Annotated in this window: 24 protein-coding genes; 20 read left to right on the top strand and 4 right to left on the bottom strand. The window is 70.5% G+C overall.

The window, feature by feature from the left end:
- Positions 1-15 precede the first annotated feature (15 nt).
- Together IG86_RS0134190 and IG86_RS0134185 are read left to right on the top strand one after the other, a co-directional pair.
- A complete protein-coding gene (locus IG86_RS0134190) occupies positions 16-912 on the top strand; it encodes a tRNA (adenine-N1)-methyltransferase (protein WP_030833375.1) in 897 nt (298 codons plus the stop codon).
- Between the two features lie 188 nt (positions 913-1,100).
- Positions 1,101-1,712: a hypothetical protein gene (locus tag IG86_RS0134185; protein ID WP_030833378.1), complete on the top strand. Its 612-nt coding sequence runs from the start codon at positions 1,101-1,103 to the stop codon at positions 1,710-1,712.
- A 4-nt stretch (positions 1,713-1,716) separates the two neighbouring features.
- Here the strand turns inward: IG86_RS0134185 and IG86_RS0134180 are convergent, their stop codons facing one another.
- Positions 1,717-2,037 (bottom strand): ferredoxin, encoded by a 321-nt coding sequence (locus IG86_RS0134180; RefSeq protein WP_030655924.1) that lies wholly within the window; start codon positions 2,035-2,037, stop codon positions 1,717-1,719.
- 264 nt (positions 2,038-2,301) lie between these two features.
- Between IG86_RS0134180 and arc the strand changes: the two genes are divergently transcribed.
- The 6 genes from arc to prcA all read left to right on the top strand — a co-directional run bounded on the left by arc (position 2,302) and on the right by prcA (position 8,466).
- Positions 2,302-4,068 (top strand): proteasome ATPase, encoded by a 1,767-nt coding sequence (gene arc / locus IG86_RS0134175; RefSeq protein WP_030655926.1) that lies wholly within the window; start codon positions 2,302-2,304, stop codon positions 4,066-4,068.
- Between the two features lie 262 nt (positions 4,069-4,330).
- On the top strand, positions 4,331-5,842 hold the full coding sequence (dop, locus tag IG86_RS0134170; RefSeq protein ID WP_030833381.1) for a depupylase/deamidase Dop: 1,512 nt from the start codon (positions 4,331-4,333) through the stop codon (positions 5,840-5,842).
- A gap of 172 nt (positions 5,843-6,014) precedes the next feature.
- On the top strand, positions 6,015-6,227 hold the full coding sequence (locus IG86_RS0134165; protein WP_030233608.1) for a ubiquitin-like protein Pup: 213 nt from the start codon (positions 6,015-6,017) through the stop codon (positions 6,225-6,227).
- Positions 6,228-6,264: 37 nt separating this feature from the next.
- A complete protein-coding gene (locus tag IG86_RS41810) occupies positions 6,265-6,864 on the top strand; it encodes an endonuclease VII domain-containing protein (RefSeq protein WP_030902150.1) in 600 nt (199 codons plus the stop codon).
- The gene (gene prcB, locus IG86_RS0134155; RefSeq protein WP_030902148.1) at positions 6,816-7,655 is read left to right on the top strand and encodes a proteasome subunit beta; all 840 of its coding nucleotides are present in this window, start codon (positions 6,816-6,818) and stop codon (positions 7,653-7,655) included. The genes IG86_RS41810 and prcB overlap by 49 nt, the downstream gene beginning before the upstream one ends.
- 46 nt (positions 7,656-7,701) lie before the next feature.
- Positions 7,702-8,466 carry a proteasome subunit alpha gene (gene prcA / locus IG86_RS0134150; RefSeq protein ID WP_030655938.1) on the top strand — a complete coding sequence of 255 codons (765 nt, stop codon included), beginning with the start codon at positions 7,702-7,704 and terminating at the stop codon, positions 8,464-8,466.
- A gap of 98 nt (positions 8,467-8,564) precedes the next feature.
- Here the strand turns inward: prcA and IG86_RS0134145 are convergent, their stop codons facing one another.
- A complete protein-coding gene (locus tag IG86_RS0134145; protein WP_030833389.1) occupies positions 8,565-9,569 on the bottom strand; it encodes a LacI family DNA-binding transcriptional regulator in 1,005 nt (334 codons plus the stop codon).
- A gap of 135 nt (positions 9,570-9,704) precedes the next feature.
- Between IG86_RS0134145 and IG86_RS0134140 the strand changes: the two genes are divergently transcribed.
- From IG86_RS0134140 to IG86_RS0134085, 12 genes are all read left to right on the top strand, one after another.
- Positions 9,705-10,967, top strand: a complete 1,263-nt coding sequence (locus IG86_RS0134140) for an MFS transporter (RefSeq protein WP_030902146.1) — start codon at positions 9,705-9,707, stop codon at positions 10,965-10,967.
- 140 nt (positions 10,968-11,107) lie between these two features.
- The gene (gene pafA, locus IG86_RS0134135; RefSeq protein ID WP_030655944.1) at positions 11,108-12,469 is read left to right on the top strand and encodes a Pup--protein ligase; all 1,362 of its coding nucleotides are present in this window, start codon (positions 11,108-11,110) and stop codon (positions 12,467-12,469) included.
- Positions 12,470-12,584: 115 nt separating this feature from the next.
- Positions 12,585-13,526, top strand: coding sequence for an FKBP-type peptidyl-prolyl cis-trans isomerase (locus IG86_RS0134130; RefSeq protein WP_030833395.1), 942 nt, complete (start codon positions 12,585-12,587; stop codon positions 13,524-13,526).
- Positions 13,527-13,564: 38 nt separating this feature from the next.
- On the top strand, positions 13,565-13,945 hold the full coding sequence (locus IG86_RS0134125; protein WP_037849886.1) for an FKBP-type peptidyl-prolyl cis-trans isomerase: 381 nt from the start codon (positions 13,565-13,567) through the stop codon (positions 13,943-13,945).
- A gap of 125 nt (positions 13,946-14,070) precedes the next feature.
- Positions 14,071-15,027: a helix-turn-helix transcriptional regulator gene (locus IG86_RS0134120; protein ID WP_030833400.1), complete on the top strand. Its 957-nt coding sequence runs from the start codon at positions 14,071-14,073 to the stop codon at positions 15,025-15,027.
- Positions 15,028-15,129: 102 nt separating this feature from the next.
- A complete protein-coding gene (locus IG86_RS0134115; RefSeq protein ID WP_030025909.1) occupies positions 15,130-16,098 on the top strand; it encodes a helix-turn-helix transcriptional regulator in 969 nt (322 codons plus the stop codon).
- 14 nt (positions 16,099-16,112) lie between these two features.
- Positions 16,113-16,340: a CpXC domain-containing protein gene (locus IG86_RS0134110; protein WP_030655956.1), complete on the top strand. Its 228-nt coding sequence runs from the start codon at positions 16,113-16,115 to the stop codon at positions 16,338-16,340.
- A gap of 26 nt (positions 16,341-16,366) precedes the next feature.
- Positions 16,367-16,567, top strand: a complete 201-nt coding sequence (locus IG86_RS0134105; protein ID WP_030902143.1) for a hypothetical protein — start codon at positions 16,367-16,369, stop codon at positions 16,565-16,567.
- Positions 16,568-16,734: 167 nt separating this feature from the next.
- On the top strand, positions 16,735-17,019 hold the full coding sequence (tatA, locus tag IG86_RS0134100; RefSeq protein WP_030655960.1) for a Sec-independent protein translocase subunit TatA: 285 nt from the start codon (positions 16,735-16,737) through the stop codon (positions 17,017-17,019).
- A gap of 47 nt (positions 17,020-17,066) precedes the next feature.
- Positions 17,067-18,032 carry a twin-arginine translocase subunit TatC gene (gene tatC / locus IG86_RS0134095; RefSeq protein ID WP_030833408.1) on the top strand — a complete coding sequence of 322 codons (966 nt, stop codon included), beginning with the start codon at positions 17,067-17,069 and terminating at the stop codon, positions 18,030-18,032.
- Positions 18,033-18,113: 81 nt separating this feature from the next.
- Entirely contained in the window at positions 18,114-19,001 is an 888-nt protein-coding gene (locus tag IG86_RS0134090; protein ID WP_030902140.1) for a diacylglycerol kinase, read from the top strand.
- Between the two features lie 46 nt (positions 19,002-19,047).
- Positions 19,048-21,888, top strand: coding sequence for a DEAD/DEAH box helicase (locus tag IG86_RS0134085; protein WP_030833413.1), 2,841 nt, complete (start codon positions 19,048-19,050; stop codon positions 21,886-21,888).
- A 65-nt stretch (positions 21,889-21,953) separates the two neighbouring features.
- On the opposite strand, the gene IG86_RS0134080 is transcribed toward IG86_RS0134085, so the two are convergent.
- Both IG86_RS0134080 and IG86_RS0134075 read right to left on the bottom strand, forming a co-directional pair.
- Entirely contained in the window at positions 21,954-22,940 is a 987-nt protein-coding gene (locus IG86_RS0134080; protein ID WP_037943518.1) for an RluA family pseudouridine synthase, read from the bottom strand.
- 19 nt (positions 22,941-22,959) lie between these two features.
- Positions 22,960-24,507, bottom strand: a complete 1,548-nt coding sequence (locus IG86_RS0134075) for a serine hydrolase (RefSeq protein ID WP_030902136.1) — start codon at positions 24,505-24,507, stop codon at positions 22,960-22,962.
- Positions 24,508-24,534 lie beyond the last annotated feature (27 nt).

Here is a 24,534-nt window from a genome sequence, read left to right as displayed (position 1 = left end):
CAATACACTGGTCACATGTCCGAACCGACCGGTGCCGCCCGCCGACGCGGGCCCTTCAAGGTCGGGGACCAGGTTCAGCTCACCGACCCCAAGGGCCGCCACTACACGTTCACGCTCGAAGCCGGGAAGAATTTCCACACCCACAAGGGTTCCTTCCCCCACGACGAGCTGATCGGTGCTCCCGAAGGCAGTGTTGTCCGTACCACGGGGAACGTCGCGTACCTCGCGCTGCGCCCCCTGCTCCCCGACTACGTCCTGTCCATGCCCCGCGGCGCCGCCGTGGTCTACCCCAAGGACGCGGGCCAGATCCTGGCCTTCGCCGACATCTTCCCCGGCGCCCGCGTCGTGGAAGCGGGCGTGGGCTCCGGCTCCCTGAGCAGCTTCCTGCTGCGCGCCATCGGCGACCAGGGCATGCTCCACAGCTACGAGCGCCGCGCGGACTTCGCCGAGATCGCCACCGCCAACGTGGAACGCTACTTCGGCGGACCCCACCCGGCCTGGCAGCTCACCGTCGGCGACCTCCAGGACAACCTGTCCGACACCGACGTCGACCGCGTCATCCTCGACATGCTCGCCCCCTGGGAATGCCTGGAGGCCGTCTCCAAGGCCCTCGTCCCCGGCGGCATCCTCTGCTGCTACGTGGCCACCACCACCCAGCTGTCCAAGACCGTCGAGTCCATCCGCGAGATCGGCTGCTTCGCCGAGCCGCAGCCGTGGGAATCGATGATCCGCAACTGGCACGTCGAAGGCCTCGCCGTCCGCCCGGACCACCGCATGATCGGCCACACCGGCTTCCTCGTCACCGCCCGCCGCCTCGCGGACGGCGTCGAGCCCCCCATGCGCCGCCGCCGCCCCGCCAAGGGCGCCTACGGCGAGGACTACGAGGGCCCCGGCAGCGACCGCTCCGCATAACGGCCCTCAGGATCCTCCGCCGACCCAACACGACGGCGCTGCGGCGCAGTTCCCCCCATCACCGGGGAACTGCGCCGCAGCGCCTTTTCGTTGTCTCCGCAACGGCTCCGGACCCTGCCGTTCCACCCCCGTGTGAGGTGTGGCACGATGCTGGCTCCCCGTCACCCTTCGCACAGGAGACACCCCGCGTGCTGCACACCCCCGCCACGCTGGCAACCCCGGACACCCCGGCCCACACCCGGACCAGGCCCCTGCACTGGCTCGCCACGGCCACCGCCCTGGCCGCCGTCATCGCCGCGGCGGGACTCGTACAGCCGGCCACCGGCACCCCCGCCGGCGCGACCGGCACCACCGCCGCCGAGGAACCCGCCGCGAACGGGCCCGAGGCCACCGCCCCCGACGCCGCAGCCGCCACCTACCCCCTCGACTGCAAGGGCGCGCCCCGGGCCGTCACCGCCACCGCCCACGGCGACCTCGACGGCGACGGCCGCCCCGAGACCGTGGCGGCCGTCCGCTGCGACGCGGGCTCCGGCACCCCGCCGCACGCCATCTACGTACTCACCCAGGACCCCGCCGAAGGCTCCCGCCCCCGCGTCGTGGCCACCCTCCTGGACACCCCGCAACGCCAGACCGCCACGGAACTCACCGTGCGCGACCGCGCCGTCACCGCGAGCCTCCTCGGCTACTCCGGCCCCGAGGTCCCCCGCTGCTGCCCCGACAAGAAACAGCTCGCCAAGTGGCGCTGGACCGACGGAAAATTCCGCCAGGAGCTGACGGACTCAGCCGCCAGGAGTGTTTGAAACGTCACTCCGCGTCCGGACCGAAGACCTCCACGCCGTCCGAAACGCGCCTTACGTGAATGCAGTCCCCCGGACATTCCTTCGCCGAGTCCACCACGTCCTGGAGCAGCGGCAGCGGCACCGGAGTGCTCGCCCCCACCTCCTGCAGCAGCTCGTCGTCCGCGCTCTTCACATACGCCAGACCGTCGATGTCCAGCTCGAACACCTCGGGCGCGTACTGCGCGCAGATGCCGTCCCCGGTGCAGAGGTCCTGGTCGATCCAGACCTCAAGCGGCTCGCCGGTCCCACCGGCGCCGCCGGTCGGAGCCTCCTGCTGCACGGTCATATCTCCTGCCGTTCCCTGCGGTGAGTGATCCATCCCGGTCACAACCCGCAGCAAGTCGCGCGGGCCCTGACGGGTGTTGAACACTTCGACCTTACAACCGGCGGCTTCCCGAGTTTGATGGGTGGGTATTTCCTTGGCGTGAGGGAGTACGCAAGGGTGAAGATCGGACACACCTCTATCGTCTTTGTGATCTAGGGGTTTCAATCACCACCAGCCCAGGTAGGGTCAGGAAGCGTCCAGCTCCCCATGGAGGAGGTGAGGACCGTGGCAGCCCACGACGACGACATCAACCGCGGCATCCGGCCCGCGCGAGGGTCCGAGGACCCCGCCGGCCAGGTTGCCTATCTCGAGCAGGAAATCGCCGTCCTGCGACGTAAGCTCGCCGACTCTCCGCGACACACGAGGATTCTCGAAGAGCGGATCGTCGAGCTCCAGACAAATCTGGCCGGCGTCTCCGCACAGAACGAACGACTGGCGAATACCCTCCGTGAGGCCCGGGACCAGATCGTGGCCCTCAAGGAAGAAGTCGACCGGCTCGCACAGCCGCCAGCAGGCTTCGGTGTCTTCCTCCAGGCGAACGAGGACGGCACCGTCGACATCTTCACCGGAGGCCGAAAGCTCCGCGTGAACGTCAGCCCCAGCGTCGACCCGGAAGACCTCCGGCGCGGCCAGGAGGTCATGCTCAACGAGGCCCTCAACGTGGTCGAGGCCATGGAATTCGAGCGGGCCGGGGACATCGTCACCCTCAAGGAGATCCTCGAGGACGGCGAGCGCGCCCTGGTCGTCGGGCACACCGACGAGGAACGGGTGGTGAGGCTCGCCGAGCCGCTCCTGGACATCACCATCCGTCCCGGCGACGCCCTCCTGCTCGAACCCCGCTCCGGCTACGTCTACGAGGTCGTCCCCAAGAGCGAGGTCGAGGACCTGGTCCTCGAAGAGGTCCCCGACATCGACTACGACAAGATCGGCGGCCTGGGCGACCAGATCGAGCTGATCCGCGACGCGGTCGAGCTCCCGTACCTCTACCCCGACCTGTTCAAGGAACACGAACTGCGGCCCCCGAAGGGCATCCTGCTCTACGGCCCGCCCGGCTGCGGCAAGACGCTCATCGCCAAGGCCGTCGCCAACTCCCTTGCCAAGAAGGTCGCCGAGGTGACCGGACAGGCCCAGGGCAAGTCGTACTTCCTGAACATCAAGGGCCCCGAGCTCCTCAACAAGTACGTCGGCGAGACCGAGCGGCACATCCGCCTGGTCTTCCAGCGGGCCCGCGAAAAGGCCAGCGAGGGCACCCCCGTCATCGTCTTCTTCGACGAGATGGAATCCCTCTTCCGCACCCGCGGATCCGGAGTCAGCTCCGACGTCGAGAACACCATCGTCCCGCAGCTCCTCGCCGAGATCGACGGCGTGGAGGGCCTGGAGAACGTCATCGTCATCGGCGCCTCCAACCGCGAGGACATGATCGACCCGGCCATCCTGCGACCCGGCCGCCTCGACGTGAAGATCAAGATCGAGCGTCCGGACGCCGAGGCCGCGAAGGACATCTTCGCCAAGTACCTCAAGGCCTCGCTGCCCCTGCACACGGACGACCTGTCCGAACACCAGGGCTCCACGGCCGGCACCGTCCACAGCATGATCCAGACCGTCGTCGAGCAGATGTACGCCGAAACCGAGGAAAACCGCTTCCTTGAGGTCACGTACGCCAACGGCGACAAGGAAGTCCTGTACTTCAAGGACTTCAACTCGGGCGCGATGATCCAGAACATCGTCGACCGTGCCAAGAAGATGGCCATCAAGGCATTCCTCGAACACAACCAGAAGGGCCTGCGGGTCTCCCACCTCCTCCAGGCCTGCGTGGACGAGTTCAAGGAGAACGAGGACCTGCCCAACACCACCAACCCGGACGACTGGGCCCGAATCTCCGGTAAGAAGGGCGAGCGGATCGTATTCATCCGCACCCTCGTCACCGGAAAGCAAGGCGCGGACACCGGACGCTCCATCGACACGGTGGCGAACACCGGCCAGTACCTCTGAACCGGAGCGGCTGCGGATGCCCTCCCCGGGCATCCGCAGCCGACTGCTTTACCCGACCGATTGACCGGCCGTATTCCAGCCGGTGACAGGGCAGATTCAATGACGGAAATGATCTCCCCACGAGCGCGCAGTGGTTCTAGGCTCTTCCGTACCGCCGGTCGCGCAGTGCGGGGACGGGCACCGCACAGTCACACGCACCGGAGCACCAGCGGTACTTGAGCGCCGCCCCCGGAGGGGGGCGCCGCCGGGCAAGGAGGGCCGCATGACCGTACGGCGAGTAATGGGGATCGAGACGGAGTACGGGATCTCCGTCCCCGGTCACCCGAACGCCAATGCCATGCTCACCTCGTCCCAGATCGTCAACGCCTACGCGGCGGCGATGCACCGGGCGCGACGCGCCCGCTGGGACTTCGAGGAGGAGAACCCGCTGCGGGACGCCCGCGGCTTCGACCTCGCCCGCGAGGCCGCCGACAGCAGCCAGCTGACCGACGAGGACATCGGCCTCGCCAACGTCATCCTGACGAACGGCGCACGGCTCTACGTCGACCACGCACACCCCGAATACAGCTCTCCGGAGATCACGAACCCACTGGACGCCGTGCTCTGGGACAAGGCCGGCGAACGGATCATGGCCGAGGCCGCCGTACGTGCCGCCCAGCTGCCCGGGGCCCAGCCCATCCACCTCTACAAGAACAACACCGACAACAAGGGCGCCTCCTACGGCACGCACGAGAACTACCTGATGAAGCGGGAGACCCCCTTCTCGGAGATCGTGCGCCACCTGACCCCCTTCTTCGTCTCACGACAGGTCGTGACCGGAGCGGGACGCGTGGGCATCGGCCAGGACGGCCGCGAGCACGGCTTCCAGATCAGCCAGCGCGCGGACTACTTCGAGGTCGAGGTCGGCCTGGAGACCACCCTGAAGCGGCCCATCATCAACACCCGCGACGAGCCGCACTCCGACGCCGAGAAGTACCGCCGGCTCCACGTGATCATCGGAGACGCCAACCTCTCCGAGATCTCCACCTACCTCAAACTCGGCACGACGGCCCTGGTGCTCTCCATGATCGAGGACCAGTTCATCAGCGTCGACCTCGCCGTCGACCAGCCCGTGCGCACCCTCCACCAGGTCTCCCACGACCCGGACCTGGGACACCTCATCACGCTGCGCAGCGGCCGGACACTCACCGCCGTGCAACTCCAGATGGAGTACTTCGAGCTGGCGCGGAAGTACGTGGACGAGCGTTTCGGGACCGACGCAGACGAGCAGACCAAGGACGTACTGGCCCGCTGGGAGGACGTACTGGGCCGGCTGGAGAGCGACCCGATGAGCCTGTCGGGCGAGCTGGACTGGATCGCCAAGCGGGAGATCCTGGAGGGCTACCGGCGCCGGGACGGGCTGGACTGGGACGCGGCGCGACTGCACCTGGTGGACCTCCAGTACTCGGACGTACGGCCCGAGAAGGGCCTCTACAACCGCCTGGTGGCCCGCGGCAAGATGAAGCGGCTGGTGGAGGAGACCGCGGTCGAGCGGGCTCAGAGCAAGCCTCCGGAGGACACGCGGGCGTACTTCCGCGGGCGCTGCCTGGAGCAGTACGCGGACGACGTGGCGGCGGCCTCCTGGGACTCGGTGATCTTCGACCTCCCGGGCCGGGACTCGCTCCAGCGCGTCCCGACGCTGGAACCCCTGCGGGGGACCCGCAACCACGTCAAGGAGCTCCTGGACCGCTGCCGTACGGCGGAGGACCTGGTCCGGGTGCTTTCGGGGCAGTGAGCGGGCCTGAAATGCGGCCGGTCCGGGAATCATGAGAAGAACCGGACTGTGAAAGTACGGGGACGAATGTCGGACCCTCCCTATAGGGTCCGACGTAGGGTCTGATCTTGAGAGATCCCGAATCCCGGGGTCTCTCGACATGAGCGTGCGAACCGAGCGGGGTGAGGTAGACATGGCGACCAAGGACACCGGCGGCGGACAGCAGAAGGCGACGCGCTCGACCGAGGAGGTCGAGGAGGCGGCGGTCGAGGAATCGACCGACCTCAAGGAGCGCCAGGAAAAGCTCTCCGACGACGTCGACTCCGTACTTGACGAGATTGACGATGTACTCGAAGAGAATGCCGAGGACTTCGTTCGGAGCTTCGTACAAAAAGGCGGCGAATAGCCTTCGAATCTAAGGCGCGCTCGCCAACATTGGCTTCATGTCCAATGGAACGAAGTGGTGTCGCGGCTGCAGCCGGGACGTGCCGCTGAGCGGGTTCGCCCTGGATCGGAATCGCGGCGACGGCTTTCAGCCGAGGTGCCGTGAGTGCGTGGCGGAGTACAGCGCCGCGCACTACCGGCGCCGCCAGGCAGCGAGGGGCAAGGTCGTCAAAGAGAAAGTGGATGTTCCGTCCGGCCATAAGCTCTGCCGACAGTGCGGTGAGATCAAGCCGCACAGCGAGTGGCACAAGAACGCGTCGGCGTCTGACGGCTTGTCCACCCGATGCGCGGCATGCAGGGCCGTCCAGGGTCGGGCGGGGCATCTCAAGCGTTCGTACGGCATGACCGAGGCTGACCGGGACGAAATGATCGCCGCCCAGGGCGGGCTCTGCTGTATCTGTCTCAAGCGCCCTGCGGTACATGTGGATCACTGCCACAAGACGGGTAGGGTCCGAGGCGTACTGTGCTTCAACTGCAACACGGCCATCGGCAAGTTGGGTGACGATCCCGACGCAGCTCGTCGGGTCGTCTCATACTTGGAGGGACACGCGTGGAAGCCAACAATCGTGGCACAGGGCGTCTACCGGCAGCCTTCCTGACGCCGGGGTCTTCGTCCTTCATGGACTTCCTGGGCGCGCACTCGCCCGAGATGCTGCCCGGCAACCGCAAGCTGCCGGAAGGCGTGGTCGAGGCGCCGCACGGGACGACCATCGTGGCCGCCACCTTCCCCGGCGGGGTCGTGCTCGCCGGTGACCGGCGGGCGACCATGGGGAACATGATCGCGCAGCGGGACATCGAGAAGGTGTTCCCGGCGGACGAGTACTCCGCCGTCGGCATCGCCGGTACGGCCGGCCTGGCCGTGGAGATGGTCAAGCTGTTCCAGCTGGAGCTGGAGCACTTCGAGAAGGTGGAGGGGGCGACCCTCTCCCTGGAGGGCAAGGCCAACCGGCTCTCGACCATGATCCGGAGCAACCTCGGCATGGCGATGCAGGGCCTGGCCGTGGTGCCGCTCTTCGCCGGGTACGACGAGGCCAAGGAGAAGGGCCGGATCTTCTCCTACGACGTCACCGGCGGCCGCTCCGAGGAGCACGGCTACGCGGCGACCGGTTCCGGTTCGATCTTCGCGCGGGGCTCCATGAAGAAGCTCTTCCGCCCCGATCTGACGGAGGAGCAGGCCACCACCCTGGTCGTCCAGGCGCTGTACGACGCCGCCGACGACGACTCGGCGACCGGTGGGCCGGACCTGTACCGGCACATCTACCCGATCGTCACCGTCATCACGGACGAGGGGTTCCGCAGGCTGACCGACGACGAGTCGCAGGAGCTCGCCCGTTCGGTCACCAACCGTCGGCTGGAGCAGCCCGACGGCCCGCGCGCCGCCCTGCTCTGACCATCCGTCGCCCCGTAGGAGCCCAGAAGAAAGGGACGGACAGCCGGTGTCGACTCCGTTCTATGTGTCACCCCAGCAGGCCATGGCCGACCGGGCGGAATACGCCCGGAAGGGCATCGCCCGCGGTCGCAGCCTTGTCGTGCTGCAGTACGCCGACGGCATCGTGTTCGTCGGCGAGAACCCGTCCCGTGCGCTGCACAAGTTCAGCGAGATCTACGACCGGATCGGCTTCGCGGCCGCCGGCAAGTACAACGAGTACGAGAACCTGCGGATCGGCGGTGTGCGGTACGCGGATCTGCGCGGATACACCTACGACCGTGACGATGTGACGGCGCGTGGGCTGGCCAACGTGTACGCGCAGACCCTCGGCACCATCTTCTCCTCGGCCGGTGAGAAGCCGTACGAGGTGGAGCTCGTGGTGGCGGAGGTCGGTGCGACGGCCGCCGGTGACCAGATCTACCGGCTGCCGCACGACGGTTCGATCGTGGACGAGCACGGCTCGGTCGCGGTCGGCGGCAACGCCGAGCAGATCAGCACCTACCTGGACCAGCGCCACCAGGACGGGATGACGCTGTCGGAGGCGCTGAAGCTGGCGGTGGCGGCGTTGTCCAGCCAGGCCAACGGTGCCGACAAGGCGATTCCGGCCGAGCGGCTGGAGGTGGCGGTGCTGGACCGGACGCGGTCGCAGCAGCGCAAGTTCAAGCGGATCCGGGGCCGGCAGCTGTCGCGGCTGCTGGAGGCGGACGTGCCGGCCGCCGCGCAGGCGGACGCGGTGTCGAACGACGAGGCGCCGGAGGACGACGCCGAGTAGGACGCCGAGTAGGACGCAGGGCAGGACGTGTTGCGGCCCCGGTCGCCCCCTCTGGGGGGTGGCCGGGGCTTCGTCGTGTCCGGGGGCGGGAGGTCCCCCTACGGGGCCGGGGTGGGGGCCGGGCCCGTGGAGTCGCGGACGACGAGGGTGACGGGGATGTCGGGGGCGGTCCAGGGGGTGCCTTCGAGGACGGCGAGGAGGGCGGTCATGCCCTGTTCGCCGACGCGTTCGGCGGGGAGGTGGACGGTGGTGAGCTCGGGTTCGACGGCGGTGGCGAGGGCGAGGTCGTCGAAGCCGGTGACGGAGAGGTCCTCGGGGACGCGCAGGCCGAGGCGGCGGGCGGCCTTGCAGGCGCCGGCGGCGAGGATGTCGTCGTCGCAGACGATGGCGGTGGGCCGGCCCCCGGGGGCCGCGAGGGCGGCCTCCATGGCCGTACGGGCGTCGTCGGCGGTGAGGGGGGACCGTACGGTGCGCAGCTCGGTGCCGGGGCCCAGGAGGGTCGTGAGGGCTTCTGCGCGGGTGTCGAAGGTCCAGGAGTCGACGGCGGAGGCGAGGTGGAGGAAGCGCCGGTGGCCGAGGGCGAGGAGGTGTTGGGTGACCTGGCGCATGCCGTCGGCCATGGCGAGGTTGACGTGGGCGGCGGAGCCTGCGGCGCGGGGGTCGCTGTCGAGCATGACGAGGGGGAGGGTGTCGCCGCCGATGGCGTGGAGGGCGTGGGCGGCCATGGAGGAGGCGATGACGCCGTCGAGGGCGGCGCGGGCGGAGGCGAAGGGGTCGCGGGCGGGGCCGGTGCCGTCGGGGGAGGGGTAGAGGACGACGCCGAAGCCGTGTTCGGCGGCGACGCGGGCGGCGCCGGTGTAGACGCGGGCGAAGAACTCGTTGGTGAGGGCGGGGACGACGAGGAGGGCGGTGCGGGTGGAGCCGAGGCGGAGGTTGCGGGCGGCGAGGTTGGGGCGGTAGCCGAGCCGGGTGGCGGTTTCGCGGACGAGGGCGGCGGTGCGTTCGGAGACGCGGCCGGGCCATTTGTCGCCGAGGACGAGGGAGACGGTGGCCTGGGAGACCCCGGCGGCGGTGGCCACGTCCCGGCTGGTGGGTCTCGTCACACGGGGCTCCTGTAGTGCGAGGTCAGGGGTGGTTTCGTGGTCCGTGGGGTGGACCCGTGGACTGTGGCCATGGTACGTATGACGCGTCAAGTTATACGTATTACCCCGGCTGGGTCCGGGCAGAAGGGGGCCGACATGGCCGCGGGATACGCGGAGCTGCTGGGGACCCGGCACGCCGCGAGGCTGCTGGTGGGCACGCTCGTCGGCAGGCTGCCGAACGCCACCGCGCCGATCGCGATCGTGCTGTTCACGCGCGCGGAGGGCGGCAGCTACAGCCTGGCGGGGGCGCTGGCCGCCGTGTACGGGCTGGCGAACGCGGTGGGTCAGCCGCTGCTCGGGCGGGCGGTGGACCTGTTCGGGCAGCCGAGGGTGCAGCTGCCGGCGGCGCTGCTGTCCGCGCTCGGAATGGTGTGGCTGGCGCTGGCGGGCACCGGCTCGGTGGTCGCGGCGTACGCCGCCGTGGTGGTCGGCGGGCTCTTCACGCCTCCGCTGGAGGGCGGTCTGCGGGCCCTGTGGCCGAGCGTGCTGGGGGGGCGTGAGGAGAAGGTGCACGCGGCGTACGCGATGGACGCGGTGGCCCAGGAGGTCATGTTCACCGTCGGTCCGCTGCTGGTGACGTTGTTCGTGGCGGTGTGGTCGCCGGCCGGGGCGCTGCTGGCGCTGAACGCGATCGGGGTGCTGGGCGCGCTGTCGGTCGTGGTCAGCGAGCCGTCGCGGACGTGGCGTTCGCAGCCGCGGGAGGCGCACTGGCTGGGGGCCCTGCGCTCGCGCGGGCTGCTGGCGCTGCTGGGTTCGTTCTTCTTCGTGGGGATGGCGCTGGGTTCCATCACGGTGGCCGGGGTGGCGTACGCGGACGGCCACGGCGGCCAGGCGGTGTACGGCTGGCTGATGGCGGCGCTGGGCCTGGGCGCGCTGATCGGCGGTGTGTTCTACGGTGCGCGGCAGTGGGCGGGTGCGCCCGAGCGGCGGCTGCGGCTGCTGGTGGCGCTGCTCGCGGTCGGCTACCTGCCGTTGCTGCTGACTCCGGGGCCGGTGGCGATGACGGCCCTGGCGGCGGTGTCGGGGGTGTTCCTGGCGCCGGCCCTGGCGTGCGCGTTCATCGTGGTGGACCGGCACGCGCCGACGGGCACGGTGACGGAGGCGTTCTCGTGGCTGGTCACCTTCTTCGGGGTGGGTGCGGCGATCGGTACGGCGGCGGCGGGTCCGGCGGTGGAGCTGGGGGGCACGGCGTGGGGCTTCGGCGTGGCGTGTGCCGCGGGCGGTTCGGCGCTGCTGGTGCTGATGGTGACTCAGGGGGTGCTGTCAACTGCGGGTCACAGCCGTGCGGTGGCGGGTTCGGCTCCGGGAGTGCCGGACGGCTCCGGCGAGGTGGCTCCGCAGGCCCGGTCGGCGCAGTGACGGGCGGGCGCGTCGGTGCGGCGCGCCCGTGGTGTTCGCGGGGCTCCGGGCCGCCGTTCGGCGGCCTGCTCGGGGGAACTGATCGAAACGGCGGCTGCGAACCCGGTTTCAGAAGAGGGCAGAAGGCGTAATGTTCAGTCATGGACCGCCGCATTTTCGGGCTGGAGAACGAGTACGGCGTCACGTGCACGTTCAGGGGACAGCGCCGACTGTCTCCTGACGAAGTGGCGCGCTACCTCTTCCGCCGTGTCGTGTCATGGGGCCGCAGCAGCAATGTCTTCCTGCGGAACGGCGCCCGCCTGTACCTCGACGTGGGTTCGCATCCGGAATATGCAACTCCCGAATGCGACAACGTGACCGAGTTGGTCACGCACGACAAAGCAGGCGAGCGCATTCTCGAAGGACTGCTCGTCGACGCCGAACGCCGCCTGCACGAGGAGGGAATCGCGGGCGACGTCTATCTCTTCAAGAACAACACCGACTCGGCGGGCAACTCGTACGGCTGCCACGAGAACTACCTGGTGGCCCGGCACGGGGAATTCTCCCGCCTGGCGGACATTCTCATTCCGTTCCTCGTCACGCGGCAGCTGATCTGCGGTGCCGGCAAGGTGCTGCAGACCCCTCGGGGCGCGGTCTACTGCGTGAGCCAACGGGCCGAGCACATCTGGGAGGGCGTCAGCTCAGCGACGACGCGTTCCCGGCCGATCATCAACACGCGTGACGAGCCGCACGCGGACGCGGAGCGGTACCGCCGCCTCCACGTGATCGTGGGCGACTCGAACATGTCCGAGACGACCATGCTGCTGAAGGTCGGGGCGACCGACCTGGTGCTGCGCATGATCGAGGCGGGCACGGTGATGCGGGACCTGACCCTGGAGAACCCGATCCGGGCGATCCGCGAGGTCAGCCACGACATCACGGGCCAGCGCAAGGTGCGCCTGGCGTCCGGCCGGGAGGCCTCAGCGCTGGAGATCCAGCGGGAGTACTACGACAAGGCGGTGGACTTCGCCGAGCGCCGGGGCATCCGTACCGGCGTGGTGGACCAGGTGCTGGAGCTGTGGGGCCGCACGCTGGACGCGATCGAGGCGGAGGACCTCGACCGGATCGGCACCGAGATCGACTGGGTCATGAAGTACCAGCTGATCGAGCGGTACCGGGGCAAGCACAACATGACCATGTCGAATCCGCGGGTGGCTCAGATAGACCTCGCCTACCACGACATCCATCGCCGGCGCGGGCTGTACTACCTGCTGGAGCGCAAGGGGCAGGCGGCGCGGATCTGCAACGACCTCAAGATCTTCGAGGGCAAGTCGGTGCCCCCGCAGACGACGAGGGCGCGGCTGCGCGGCGACTTCATCCGCCGTGCGCAGGAGCAGCGGCGGGACTTCACGGTCGACTGGGTGCACCTGAAGCTCAATGACCAGGCGCAGCGGACGGTGCTGTGCAAGGACCCGTTCCGGTCGGTGGACGACCGTGTGGAGAAGCTGATCGCCGGTATGTAGGCGGTCGGTGTGACGTCCCACATCTCGCCAGGGCCCCGTACGTCTCTCGTACGGGGCCCTGCGCACGGCTTAGAGTGGCGGGCGACCGCCTTGCCGTCTGAGATCTGAGGAACACGTGCGCCGACTTGCCGGCCTGCTTGTCGTACCCCTTCTGCTGCTGTCGACAGCGGCGTGTGGCGACGACAGCGGCTCCGACTCCGCCCAGATGAAGAACGGAGCGCCCGCGATCACGAAGGGTGCCGAGTTCGGGGAGACGCCCACCCTGTCGAAGGGGAAGGGCGAGCCGCCCAAGGAGCTGAAGGTGGTGACCGTCAAGGAGGGCACCGGCCCGGCGCTGAAGAAGGGCGACATCGCCCAGGTCAACTACTACGGCCAGGTGTGGGACGGTACCGAGCCGTTCGACCAGAGCTTCGGCAAGGGCCAGCCGTTCGACGTGACGATCGGCGCGGGCGCCGTCATCAAGGGCTGGGACCAGGGCCTCGAGGGCCAGAAGGTCGGCAGCCGTGTCGAGCTGGTGATCCCGCCGGACCTCGGCTACGGCGCGCAGGGTTCGCCGCCGAAGATCAAGGGGAACGCCACGCTGGTGTTCGTCGTGGACATCGTCAAGGGTGCCACGGTCCCGGTCTCGGCCACGGGCAAGGAAGTCGCCCAGGACAACAAGGACCTGCCGAAGGTCGGTACGAACACGGACGGCAAGGAAGTCTCCGTGGCCGTCCCGAAGGACGTCACCCCGCCGGCGAAGCTGGTGTCGAACTACGTCCTGGAGGGCGACGGTCCGGCGGTGACGGACAAGAACAGCGTCGTCGTCAAGTTCCACGGCAAGACCTGGAAGGACGACAAGACCTTCGAGAGCACCTACACCTCCGACCAGTCGGTGACCTGGCCGCTGGAGCAGCTTCAGGTGAAGGGCCTCAAGGAGGGCATCGTCGGCAAGAAGGTCGGCAGCCGCATCCTGCTGGTGATCCCGCCGGACATGGGCTTCGGCGACAAGGAGCAGGGGACCATCCCGGCGAACTCGACGCTGGTCTTCAGCCTCGACATCCTCGCGGTGGTGTAAGACTGTCCCGGTTGTCCCATAGTTTGAGGAGCAGTTCCGTGAGCGACAAGCTCGAAAAGCCCGAGATCGACTTCCCCGAGGGCGAGGCCCCCAAGGACCTCGTGGTCGAGGACATCTGGCTGGGTGACGGTGCCGAGGCCAAGGCCGGCGACATGGTCGCCGTCCACTACGTGGGCGTGGCCTTCTCCACCGGCGAGGAGTTCGACGCCTCCTGGAACCGCGGTTCCGCGCTCCAGTTCAAGCTCGGTGTCGGTCAGGTCATCAGCGGCTGGGACCAGGGTGTCCAGGGCATGAAGGTCGGCGGCCGCCGCAAGCTGGTCATCCCGGCGCACCTGGCGTACGGCGACCGTGGTGCGGGCGGCGCGATCGCCCCGGGCGAGACGCTGATCTTCGTCTGCGACCTGGTCAAGGTCGGCTGAGCGGAACATCCGCGAGCAGTGCAGGGCCCCCGCCGTGAGGCGGGGGCCCTCGCTTTTGTCCGGGAGCGCCGGGGCGGTACGGTCAACGGTCACGAGTGTGTGTCGAGAACGGGGGATGGGCGTCGATGGCGATTGCCAAGGCCGAGCGGCTGATGAATCTGGCGCTGTGTCTGCTGGGGACCCGCCGGCCGCTGAGCAAGCGCGAGTTGCGCGGTTCCATCGAGGCCTACATGGAAGCCGGCAACGACGAGTCCTTCAACCGGATGTTCGAGCGGGACAAGGACGACCTGCGCGAACTCGGTCTGGTCATCGAGACGGTGGAGAACCTGGAGGGGGAGACGGGCTACTTGGCCCGCCGGGACAGCAACCGGCTGCCCCCGGTCTCCCTGGACGCCGAGGAGGCCGCCGCCCTGGGCCTGGCGGCCAAGGTGTGGCAGCAGGCCCGTCTCGCGGGGGCCGCCAGCGGCGCCCTGCAGAAGCTGCGGGCGGGCGGGATGCCCGAGGCGGGCAACCCGTACGAGGGCCAGCACAGCGCCATCGAGCCGCGCATCCCGGTCCACGAGGCGGCCTTCGAGCCGCTGATGCTGGCCTGCCGGGACCGCCGGCCGGTGGTCTTCGACTACCGCAAGTCGACCGCCGCCCGGCCCGAGACGCGGCAGGTGGAGCCGTGGGCTCTGGAGTGCTGGCGCGGTCACTGGTACCTGGCCGGCTACGACCGTGAACGCGGGGCGGAGCGGGTGTTCCGGCTCTCCCGGATCACCGGGAAGGTCCGCTCGCGCGCGGCGAAGTACACCGCGGAGGTGCCCGACGTGGTGACCGTGCGGGAGACCGTGGCGAGCTGGGCCGGGGAGAGCGCGGACCGCTCCGCGCTGATCCGGCTGCGGGCCGGGGCGGGCTACCCGCTGCGGGCCAAGGCCACGGCGGTGCGCGAGGGCACCGACGGCTGGGACGAGCTGGAGATCCCCTACGGGCACGGTCTCGACGCCTGGCTGGTGGAGTTCGGCCCCGACGTCGTCGTGGTCGGGCCCGCGGACCTCCGGGCGGACGTGGTGGACCGGCTGCGGGCCGTCGCCGGGGCCTGACAGGCTTTCCCGGAACCGCCGCCGGTGCGGCGCCGGTCCGCCGCCGCACCTTTTTCGAACCGCGACATCCACAGACGTGCCCTGAGGGGGAGACGTACCAGCATGGCTGCCAACGCCATCGACCAGACCCGCCGGATGCTGTCCCTGGTGACGTACCTGCGCGAGCGCCCGGGTGCGCACGTCGCCGACGTCGCGCGTGCCTTCGGCATCACCGAGGACGAGCTGATCTCGGACCTCGACGTGCTGCCCATGTGCGGGACCAGCTTCCGGGGCGGGGACCTGCTCGACATCGACACCGACGGGGAGCGCATCTGGTGGCGCAACCCCGACGCCTCCGGGGAGTCCACCGCCGAGCCGCTGCGGCTCGCCGCCGACGAGGCGACCGCGCTGCTGGTCGCCGCGCGCGCGGTGGCGACCCTGCCGGGGCTGCGCGAGAGCGACCGGGACGCCCTGCTGCGGGCGACCGCGAAGCTGGAGGCGGCCGCGGGCGAGGCCGCCGGGGCCAGCTCCCGGCTGTCGGTGACCTTCGAGTCCGAGGGCGGGGTCTTCGCCGACGTCGACCGGGCCATCGCCGAACGCCGCCGGCTGTGGCTGCGCTACTACTCGCCGGCCCGTGACGAGCTCACCGAGCGCGAGGTCGACCCGATCCGGCTCTTCGCGGTGGGGCACACCTACATGGAGGGCTGGTGCCACCTCTCCGAGGCCCGGCGCACCTTCCGGCTCGACCGGGTCGCCGAGATCCGGCTGCTGGACGAGCGGGCGGAGCCGCCCGCCATCGAGCCGCGCGACCTGTCGGTGGGACTCGTCCAGCCGTCCGCCGAGGACCCCGAGGTCGTGGTCGAGGTGGGACCGGGCGGACGCTGGGTCGCCGAGTACTACCCGCACGACAGCGCCGAGGAGCTCGCGGACGGCGGCCTGCGGATCACGCTGCGCACCCCGGACCCGGGCTCGCTGCGACGCCTCGCGCTGCGGCTGGGCCGCGAGGGGCGGATCACGGCTCCCGCCGAGCTGGCGGACAGCGCGCGCAGCGCCGCCCGGGAGGCCCTCGCGGGGTACGGGGAACAGGTCTGAGGGGGGCGCGGTCGATGTCGCCAACGTCCGGGCCCGTCGCCTTCAAGGCCTCCTGTCCCGAGTGCGGCGCCCGCTTCGAGCTGGACGCGGGCGCCCTGCGGCTGGCCATCGGCGGCAGCCGCAGGGCCACCTTCTACTCCTTCACCTGTCCCGAGTGCGGTGCCGCCGTCCGCAAACCGGCCGGGGACCGCATCGTGGAGCTGCTGACCGGTGGCGGCGTGAGCACCCTGCGCAGCATCTGAGGCGTCCGGTGGCCTAGGCTCGGCCCATGCTGTGGCCGATGTTCGCAATTGCCCTGGGCTTCCTCGGAGTGGCCGTGCTGGCCGTGCTGGCCGTGCGCGTGTACGTGGAGGTGCGCCGGCTCTCCTCGGAGGTCGCGCTGGCCAGCCGCCGGATCACCGCCGCGTCGGCCGATCTGGAGCGGGAGGCGGCCGGTCTGGCACGGGCGGGCCACGACGTGCGGCCGTAACGAACGCGACAGGCGTGTGACCGGGGGATTGACAATCGGCCAGGACGCAAGACGGGGTACGCCGGGGGATTGCCGGGCGTTAACCCCCTGGGGTTACGATCCTCGGTAGAGACAGTCCCAGGCGCCCGTACCGGTGCGCTGCGAACCTCGGAGAAAAGGAAGACTTCATGGGCAACCTCAGGGGTTGGGAAATCCTCGTCATCGTCGGAGTCATCATCCTGCTCTTCGGCGCCAAGAAGCTCCCCGACATGGCCCGCTCCCTCGGCAAGTCGGCCCGCATCCTCAAGAGCGAGGCCAAGGCCATGAAGAAGGACGGCGAGGCCGACGACGCGGCCGCCCCGGCCGACCAGTCCGCGCAGGCACCGGTCGCCCCGCGCACCATCCAGGCCGCGCCCGGTGACGTCACCAGCTCCCGGCCGGTCAGCGAGCCGAACCGCACCGCCCAGGGCTGACCTACGCCCTTCAGGCCAGTCATCTGCAACGAGACAAGGGACGTGGGTTGCTCAAGTCTGCCCGCAAGCAGGGGAAACAAGAACGACAGGCAAAGGACGCCGAAGGGCGCATGCCTCTCGTCGAGCACCTGCGCGAACTGCGTAACCGCCTGCTGAAGTCGGTCCTGGCGATCCTCGTCATCACGATCATCGCGGCCTTCTTCTACCGGGACATCATCAACTTCCTGTTGAAGCCGATGCTGGACTCCGTCGGCTGCACCAACGGGGTGGTGACCCAGCGCAACGGGCGCCCCTGCGCCGACATGACCGTGAACGGCCTGATCTCGGCGTTCTCGATCGCCCTGAAGGTCTCGCTGATGGCCGGCGTCGTGCTCTCCGCGCCGGTGTGGCTCTACCAGCTGTGGGCGTTCGCCGCGCCCGGTCTGCACAGCCACGAGAAGAAGTACGCGCGGAGTTTCGTCGCGGTCGGCGCGCCGCTGTTCATGACCGGCGCCGTCCTCGCGTACAAGATCCTCCCGCAGACCGCGACGATCATGCTGGAGTTCACCCCCGACCACGCGCGCAACCTGCTCCCGGTCGACGACTACCTCGACCTGGTCACCCGCATGGTGATCGTCTTCGGTCTGGCCTTCGAGCTGCCGCTGCTGCTGATCCTGCTGAACTTCACCGGCGTGCTCTCCGGCAAGCGGCTCGCCGGCTGGTGGCGGGGCATGGTCCTCGGCATCACCGTCTTCGCCGCCTTCGCCACGCCCACCGGTGACCCGCCGACCATGCTCGCGCTGGCCCTGCCCATCGTGGCCCTCTACTTCGCGGCCGTCGGCCTGTGCCTCCTCAACGACCGCAGGCGCCGGCGCAACGACCCCGACGCGGGACTGAGCGACGACGAGGCCTCGGAGCTCGACCTCACCCCGGCTCCGATCGGCGCCATCGACGCCGCGCCCGCCCCGGCCGCCCTGCCCGAACAGGCCGACGGCGGACGACACCGGATCAACGGGTACGACGACGCCACCTGACAGGTACGCCCCCGGCCACCGCCGGGAGGTGCCCCCGGGGGCGGCCGAGACCCGCGAAAGGGCTCCGGTACATTCCCGGGGGTGAGCTACGAGGTCACCCTCTTCGTCAATCCCACCGCGGGACGCGGCCGGGGCGCGCACGCCGCCCAGCCGGCCGCTTCCGCTCTGCGGGAAGCCGGATTCTCCGTACGGACCCTGGTGGGCACCGACGCACCGGACGCGCTGGCCCGGCTGACGGCCGCGGTCCGCGAGGGCGCCGGCGCAGTCGTCGCGGTCGGCGGCGACGGCATGGTCTCCCTGGCGCTCCAGGCGCTCGCGGGCACCCGGGTGCCGCTCGGCGTGGTCGCCGTGGGCACCGGCAACGACTTCGCGCGGGCCGCGGGACTGCCCGTACGCGAGCCCGCCCGGGCGGGACGGATGGCCGCCCAGGCCCTCAAGGAGGGCCGGACCCGGGAGATCGACCTGGGGCGCGTGGGCGCCACCTGGTACGGGACCGTGCTGTGCTCGGGCTTCGACTCGAAGGTCAACGACCGGGGCAACCGGATGCGGCTGCCGGCGGGCCGCTTCAAGTACGACCTGGCGATGATCGCGGAACTGGCCGCCTTCCGGCCGTTCCCGTACCGCATCACCCTCGACGACGGCCCGGTGATCGAGACCGAGGCCACGCTGGTGGCCGTCGGCAACGGCTCCTCCTACGGCGGCGGCATGCGCATCTGCCCCGGCGCCGTCCCCGACGACGGCCTCTTCGACGTCACGGTCGTCGGCGACTGCAGCCGGGCCACCCTGCTGAAGGTGTTCCCGCAGGTCTACCGGGGCGGCCACCTCTCCCACCCGAAGGTGAGCGTCCACCGCACCAGGAAGATCACCCTGGAGGCGCCCGGCCTGACCGCGTACGCCGACGGAGAGCCGCTCGGGCCCCTCCCGGTGACCGCCGAGTGCGTGCCCGGGGCGATCCGGCTCCTCACATAAATGATCGCGACTGTTGTCAGAGCCGACGGGTAGGCTCGACAGCAAGATGACCGAAGAACTCTCACCCGCCGAGCGGTACGCCGCTGCCCGGATCCGCGCCGCCGAAGAGGCCTCCGCCCTGGCCCCCTTCCGCGAGATGTACGACTTCGACCTGGATCCGTACCAGGTGGAGGCCTGCAAGGCGCTGGAGGCCGGCAAGGGCGTCCTCGTCGCCGCCCCGACCGGCTCGGGCAAGACCATTGTCGGCGAGTTCGCCGTGCACCTGGCCCTCCAGCAGGGCCGCAAGTGCTTCTACACGACGCCGATCAAGGCGCTCTCGAACCAGAAGTACGCCGACCTCGTCAAGCGCTACGGCGCCGACAAGGTGGGCCTGCTGACCGGCGACAACAGCGTCAACTCCGAGGCGCCGGTGGTCGTGATGACCACCGAGGTGCTCCGCAACATGCTGTACGCGGGCTCCCAGTCGCTGCGCGGTCTCGGCCACGTCGTGATGGACGAGGTCCACTACCTCTCCGACCGGTTCCGCGGGGCCGTCTGGGAGGAAGTGATCATCCACCTCCCCGAGTCGGTCACCCTGGTCTCCCTGTCGGCCACCGTGTCCAACGCCGAGGAGTTCGGCGACTGGCTGGACACCGTGCGCGGGGACACCGAGGTGATCGTCTCCGAGGAGCGGCCCGTACCGCTGTGGCAGCACGTCATGGCCGGCCGCCGGATCTACGACCTCTTCGAGGAGGAGTCCGACCACGGCGGCCGCGGCTCCGCGCGCCGGGAGGTCAACCCGGACCTGCTGCGCATGGCGCGCGAGGAGAACAGCCGCACCTACAACCCGAAGGACCGGCGCCGCGGCAAGATGGTCCGCGAGGCCGACCGCGAGCGCGAACGGCGCTCCCGCGGCCGGATCTGGACCCCGTCCCGCCCCGAGGTCATCGCCCGCCTCGACAACGACGGGCTGCTGCCCGCCATCAACTTCATCTTCAGCCGGGCCGGATGCGAGGCCGCCGTCCAGCAGTGCCTGTACGCGGGCCTGCGCCTCAACGACGAGTCCGCGCGGCTCAGGGTCCGCGAGATCGTCGAGGCGCGCACCGCCTCCATCCCCACCGAGGACCTGCACGTCCTGGGCTACTACGAGTGGCTCGAAGGCCTGGAGCGGGGCATCGCCGCGCACCACGCGGGCATGCTGCCCACCTTCAAGGAGGTCGTGGAAGAGCTGTTCGTCCGCGGTCTGGTGAAGGCCGTCTTCGCCACGGAGACGCTGGCGCTGGGCATCAACATGCCCGCGCGCACGGTGATCCTGGAGAAGCTGGTCAAGTGGAACGGCGAGCAGCACGCCGACATCACCCCCGGCGAGTACACCCAGCTGACCGGCCGGGCCGGACGGCGCGGCATCGACGTCGAGGGCCACGCGGTCGTGCTCTGGCAGCGGGGCATGGACCCGGCCGGCCTCGCCGGGCTCGCGGGCACCCGTACGTATCCGCTGCGTTCCAGCTTCAAGCCGTCCTACAACATGGCCGTCAACCTGGTCAGCCAGTTCGGGCGGCACCGCTCGCGCGAGCTGCTGGAGACCTCCTTCGCGCAGTTCCAGGCCGACCGCTCGGTCGTCGGGATCTCCCGGCAGGTGCAGCGCAACGAGGAGGGCCTGGAGGGCTACCGGGAGGGCATGACCTGCCACCTGGGGAACTTCGAGGAGTACGCGCAGCTGCGCCGCGACCTCAAGGACCGCGAGACGGAACTGGCCAAGCAGGGCGCCGCCCAGCGGCGGGTGCAGGCGGCCAGTTCGCTGGAGAAGCTCAAGCCGGGCGACATCATCCACGTCCCGACGGGCAAGTTCGCCGGGCTCGCGCTCGTCCTCGACCCGGGCGTGCCGGCCGGACGCGTCCACGGGCACCGCGGGTACGAGTACGCCGAGGGCCCGCGTCCGCTGGTGCTCACCGCAGAGCGGCAGGTCAAGCGGCTCGCCGCGATCGACTTCCCGGTCCCGGTCGAGGCGCTGGACCGGATGCGGATCCCCAAGTCCTTCAACGCGCGCTCGCCGCAGTCCCGTCGGGACCTGGCGTCCCAGCTGCGGAGCAAGGCCGGGCACATCGCCCCGGAGCGGCGCTCCCGGGGCCGGGCCGCGGCCGCCGACGACCGCGAGATCGCCAGGCTGCGCGCCGAGCTGCGGGCGCACCCCTGCCACGGCTGCGACGAGCGCGAGGACCACGCCCGCTGGGCGGAGCGCTACCACCGGCTGCAGCGGGACACGCAAGCGCTGGAGCGGCGGATCGAGGGCAGGACGAACACGATCGCCCGCACCTTCGACCGGATCCACGCCCTGCTGACCGAGCTGGACTACCTGCGCGAGGACGAGGTCACGGTGCACGGCAAGCGGCTCGCCCGGCTGTACGGGGAGCTCGACCTGCTGGCGTCCGAATGCCTGCGCGCCGGGATCTGGGAGGGCCTGAGCCCGGCGGAACTGGCCGCCTGCGTCTCGGCACTGGTCTTCGAGGCCCGGCAGTCCGACGACGCGGTCGCGCCGAAGGTCCCGGGCGGCGCGGCGAAGGTCGCGCTCGGCGAGATGGTCCGCATCTGGGGCCGGCTCGACGCCCTGGAGGAGGAGCACCGCATCAACCAGGCGGAGGGCGTGGGCCAGCGCGAGCCGGACCTCGGCTTCGCGTGGGCGGCGTACCAGTGGGCCTCCGACAAGAGCCTGGACGAGGTGCTGCGCGAGGCGGAGATGCCGGCCGGTGACTTCGTGCGCTGGTGCAAGCAGGTCATCGACGTGCTCGGCCAGGTCGCGGCGGCGGCTCCCTCGGCCGCCGGCGACAGCGGCAGCACGGTGGCGAAGAACGCCCGCAAGGCCGTGGACGCCCTGCTCCGGGGCGTGGTCGCCTACAGCTCCGTCGGCTAGGGACGGCCCTGGACGTGTGACCGGTCGCCGCGCGGAGGACTCCTCCGCGCGGCGACCGAGTCGTTTCAGGGCCCGGCGGTGGGCCGGACGTCCGCCTGCGGCCCGGTCTCCCAGCCGGGGCGGTCGCGCCAGGCCTGGAGGGTGCGGGCGCTCTCGAAGCGGTGGGCCGCGCCGGTGACCGGGTCGGTGAACGCCAGCACACGGGCCAGGAGTTGCAGCGGCCGGCGGTAGTCGTCCGGAGCCGGGTCGGTGACCTCCGGGTAGACCGGATCGCCCAGGATGGGCAGGCCCAGGCCGTTCATGTGCACCCGCAGCTGGTGGGTGCGGCCGGTGTGCGGGGTCAGCCGGTAGCGGCCCAGGCCGCCGCGGACGTCGACCAGCTCGATCAGGCTCTCGGCGTTGGGCGTGCCGGGGACCTCGGTCGCGGCGATCACCCCGCGGACCTTCTCGATCCGGCTGCGGACCGTGCGCGGGAAGGTGAGCGCCGGGTCGCGGGCGGCGAGCGCCTCGTACTCCTTGTGCACCTGGCGCCGCTGGAAGAGGAGCTGGTACGCCCCGCGGTCCTCGGGCCGGACGCTGAACATCACCAGGCCGGCGGTGAGCCGGTCCAGGCGGTGCGCCGGGCTGAGCCCGGGCAGGTCCAGCTCCTCGCGCAGCCGGGCCAGGGCGGTCTCGGTGATGTGGCTGCCGCGCGGAGTGGTCGCCAGGAAGTGCGGCTTGTCCACGACCAGCAGGTGCGCGTCCCGGTGGACCACGCGCACCGCGAACGGCACCCGCGGTTCCGGGTCCATGTCCCGGTGGAACCACAGGTAGGCGCCGGGTTCGTACGGGTCCCGCGCGTGCAGCACCCGCCCGCCGGGGCCGAGGACCCGGCCCGCGGCCAGCAGGTGCGCCATGGACTCCTCGCCGCGGGTGCCGGCGTAGCGGGCGGCGAGGTAGCTGCCGAGGTCCGGCCACGTCCCGTCCGGGTCGGGCGGCAGCCGGAGCCGGACCGGGTCGATGCCGGCCCGCTGGGGGAGGGGCGAGGGGGGTGCCGGGGATCTGCGTCTCATCGGGGGACAGGCTATGCGGCTACTGCCGGGTGAAGGTGCCCAGGTGGTCGGCGTCGAGGTATTCGACGCGGAGCGTCCCGTCGGCGAAGGTCACACCGGTGCGGCCGACGGCGTTCTCGCCGGTGGTCTCGAAGCTGAAGGTGTCGCCGTCGTAGTGGGCCAGCGGGAAGCGCAGCGGCTTCGGTCCGAGGGCGAGGGTGAGCGCCCCGTCGTCGTCGGCGGTGACGGTGGCCCTGCCGTAGTACGGGTTGTCGTAGGTGCCGGTGTACGCGGCGCTGTCGCGGGCCGGTTTCGCACCGGTCGGCGGGCGCGAGTAGTCGGTGTCGGACCGGCCCGCATTGAAGGTCTGCTCGTAGCTCGCGCCCGCCAGCGCCATCCAGTCGGCGGTCGGCTTGCCGTACTCGGCGGTGTCGAAGAAGTCCAGGGCGACCGCGTCGGCGAGGCCGACCGGGGCGCCGTTGGTCAGGACGACGATGCCGAGGCGCTCCAGCGGGAGCATCGTGACGTTGGTGTTGGCGCCCAGGGCGAACCCGCCGGAGTGACTCAGGCGCAGTCGGCCCGCGCCGTCGTAGGAGACGTTCCAGCCGAGCCCGTAGAACTGCGGGGTGCCGCGGCCGGTCACGGCCTGCGAGACGATCTCGGGCACGCGGGTGCGGTCGAGTGCGTCGGCGGCGATGATCCGCTTCCCGTCGAGGGTGCCGGTGTTCAGCTGCAGCCGCAGCCAGCGGGACATGTCGCGGACGGTGGAACTGGTCCCGCCGGCCGGGGTCTGGGCGTCGGCGTCACGGACGTAGCGGGGGCTCCAGGTGCCGTCCGGGTTGCGCACGTGGCCCCATGCCCGGTCCGGGGCCTTGGCGTAGGCGTCGAACTCGGTGCTGGTACGGGTCATTCCGGCGGGCTTGAAGAGGGTGTCCGCGCTGAGCTGCTGCCAGCTCACGCCGTGGTCGCGGGCGACGGCCTCGGCGGCGGCGGTGAATCCGAAGTTGGTGTACGCGTAGCTCGCGCGGAACGGGCTCAGCGGCTCTTCGCGCAGGTGGCCGAGGATGTACCGCTGGTCGTAGCCGAGGTCCTCCAAGAGGTCCCCGGCGTGGTCCGGGAGCCCGCTGCGGTGCGAGATCAGGTCGGCGGGGGTGACGTGCGAGGTGACCCAGGGGTCCTTGAGCGCGAAGCCGGGGAGGGAGCCGCCGAGCGGCTCGTCCCAGTCGCCAGGATCGGCGAGGGCGCCTGCGATGACGGTGGAGGTGACGGGCTTGGAGACGGACGCCAGCTGGAAGACGGTGTCGGGGTCGACCTTGGCGCTCTCGCCGGTGTGGCGCAGGCCGAAGCCCTTGAGGTAGACCACCCTGTCGTCGTGGACGACGGCCACCGCGACGCCGGGGACGCCGGTGCGGCGCATCTTGTCCGCGACGGAGGCGTCGAGGCCGGCCACGGCCTTGTCGACGGCTGTGTCCGTGAGCTGGGGGCGGGGAGCGGGGGGCGGGCTCGGGGCCGCCGTGGCCGCCGTCGCCGCCGAGGCGGTGAGGAGGGCGGCAGCCCCTGCCGCGCCGAGGGCGCGGAGCGTACGCATGGGGACATTGTCCCGCCGCACGCCCGT

Source organism: Streptomyces virginiae (genome assembly GCF_000720455.1).
In the GTDB taxonomy this organism is placed as follows: domain Bacteria; phylum Actinomycetota; class Actinomycetes; order Streptomycetales; family Streptomycetaceae; genus Streptomyces; species Streptomyces virginiae.
The sequence above is the reverse complement of the archived record's forward strand: the minus strand, read 5'-3'. Positions and strand labels throughout refer to the sequence as shown.

Bases quoted from the DNA above. Each gene is read 5' to 3' on its own strand.
- IG86_RS0134085 (WP_030833413.1), top strand. From the start codon at position 19,048: ATGACCGAAGAACTCTCACCCGCCGAGCGGTACGCCGCTGCCCGGATC.
- pafA (WP_030655944.1), top strand. From the start codon at position 11,108: ATGGACCGCCGCATTTTCGGGCTGGAGAACGAGTACGGCGTCACGTGC.
- IG86_RS41810 (WP_030902150.1), top strand. From the start codon at position 6,265: ATGTCCAATGGAACGAAGTGGTGTCGCGGCTGCAGCCGGGACGTGCCG.
- IG86_RS0134115 (WP_030025909.1), top strand. From the start codon at position 15,130: ATGGCTGCCAACGCCATCGACCAGACCCGCCGGATGCTGTCCCTGGTG.
- IG86_RS0134110 (WP_030655956.1), top strand. From the start codon at position 16,113: ATGTCGCCAACGTCCGGGCCCGTCGCCTTCAAGGCCTCCTGTCCCGAG.
- dop (WP_030833381.1), top strand. From the start codon at position 4,331: ATGACCGTACGGCGAGTAATGGGGATCGAGACGGAGTACGGGATCTCC.
- IG86_RS0134165 (WP_030233608.1), top strand. From the start codon at position 6,015: ATGGCGACCAAGGACACCGGCGGCGGACAGCAGAAGGCGACGCGCTCG.
- IG86_RS0134180 (WP_030655924.1), bottom strand. From the start codon at position 2,037: ATGACCGTGCAGCAGGAGGCTCCGACCGGCGGCGCCGGTGGGACCGGC.
- IG86_RS0134140 (WP_030902146.1), top strand. From the start codon at position 9,705: ATGGCCGCGGGATACGCGGAGCTGCTGGGGACCCGGCACGCCGCGAGG.
- IG86_RS0134120 (WP_030833400.1), top strand. From the start codon at position 14,071: ATGGCGATTGCCAAGGCCGAGCGGCTGATGAATCTGGCGCTGTGTCTG.
- IG86_RS0134190 (WP_030833375.1), top strand. From the start codon at position 16: ATGTCCGAACCGACCGGTGCCGCCCGCCGACGCGGGCCCTTCAAGGTC.
- tatA (WP_030655960.1), top strand. From the start codon at position 16,735: ATGGGCAACCTCAGGGGTTGGGAAATCCTCGTCATCGTCGGAGTCATC.
- IG86_RS0134075 (WP_030902136.1), bottom strand. From the start codon at position 24,507: ATGCGTACGCTCCGCGCCCTCGGCGCGGCAGGGGCTGCCGCCCTCCTC.
- IG86_RS0134080 (WP_037943518.1), bottom strand. From the start codon at position 22,940: ATGAGACGCAGATCCCCGGCACCCCCCTCGCCCCTCCCCCAGCGGGCC.
- IG86_RS0134105 (WP_030902143.1), top strand. From the start codon at position 16,367: ATGCTGTGGCCGATGTTCGCAATTGCCCTGGGCTTCCTCGGAGTGGCC.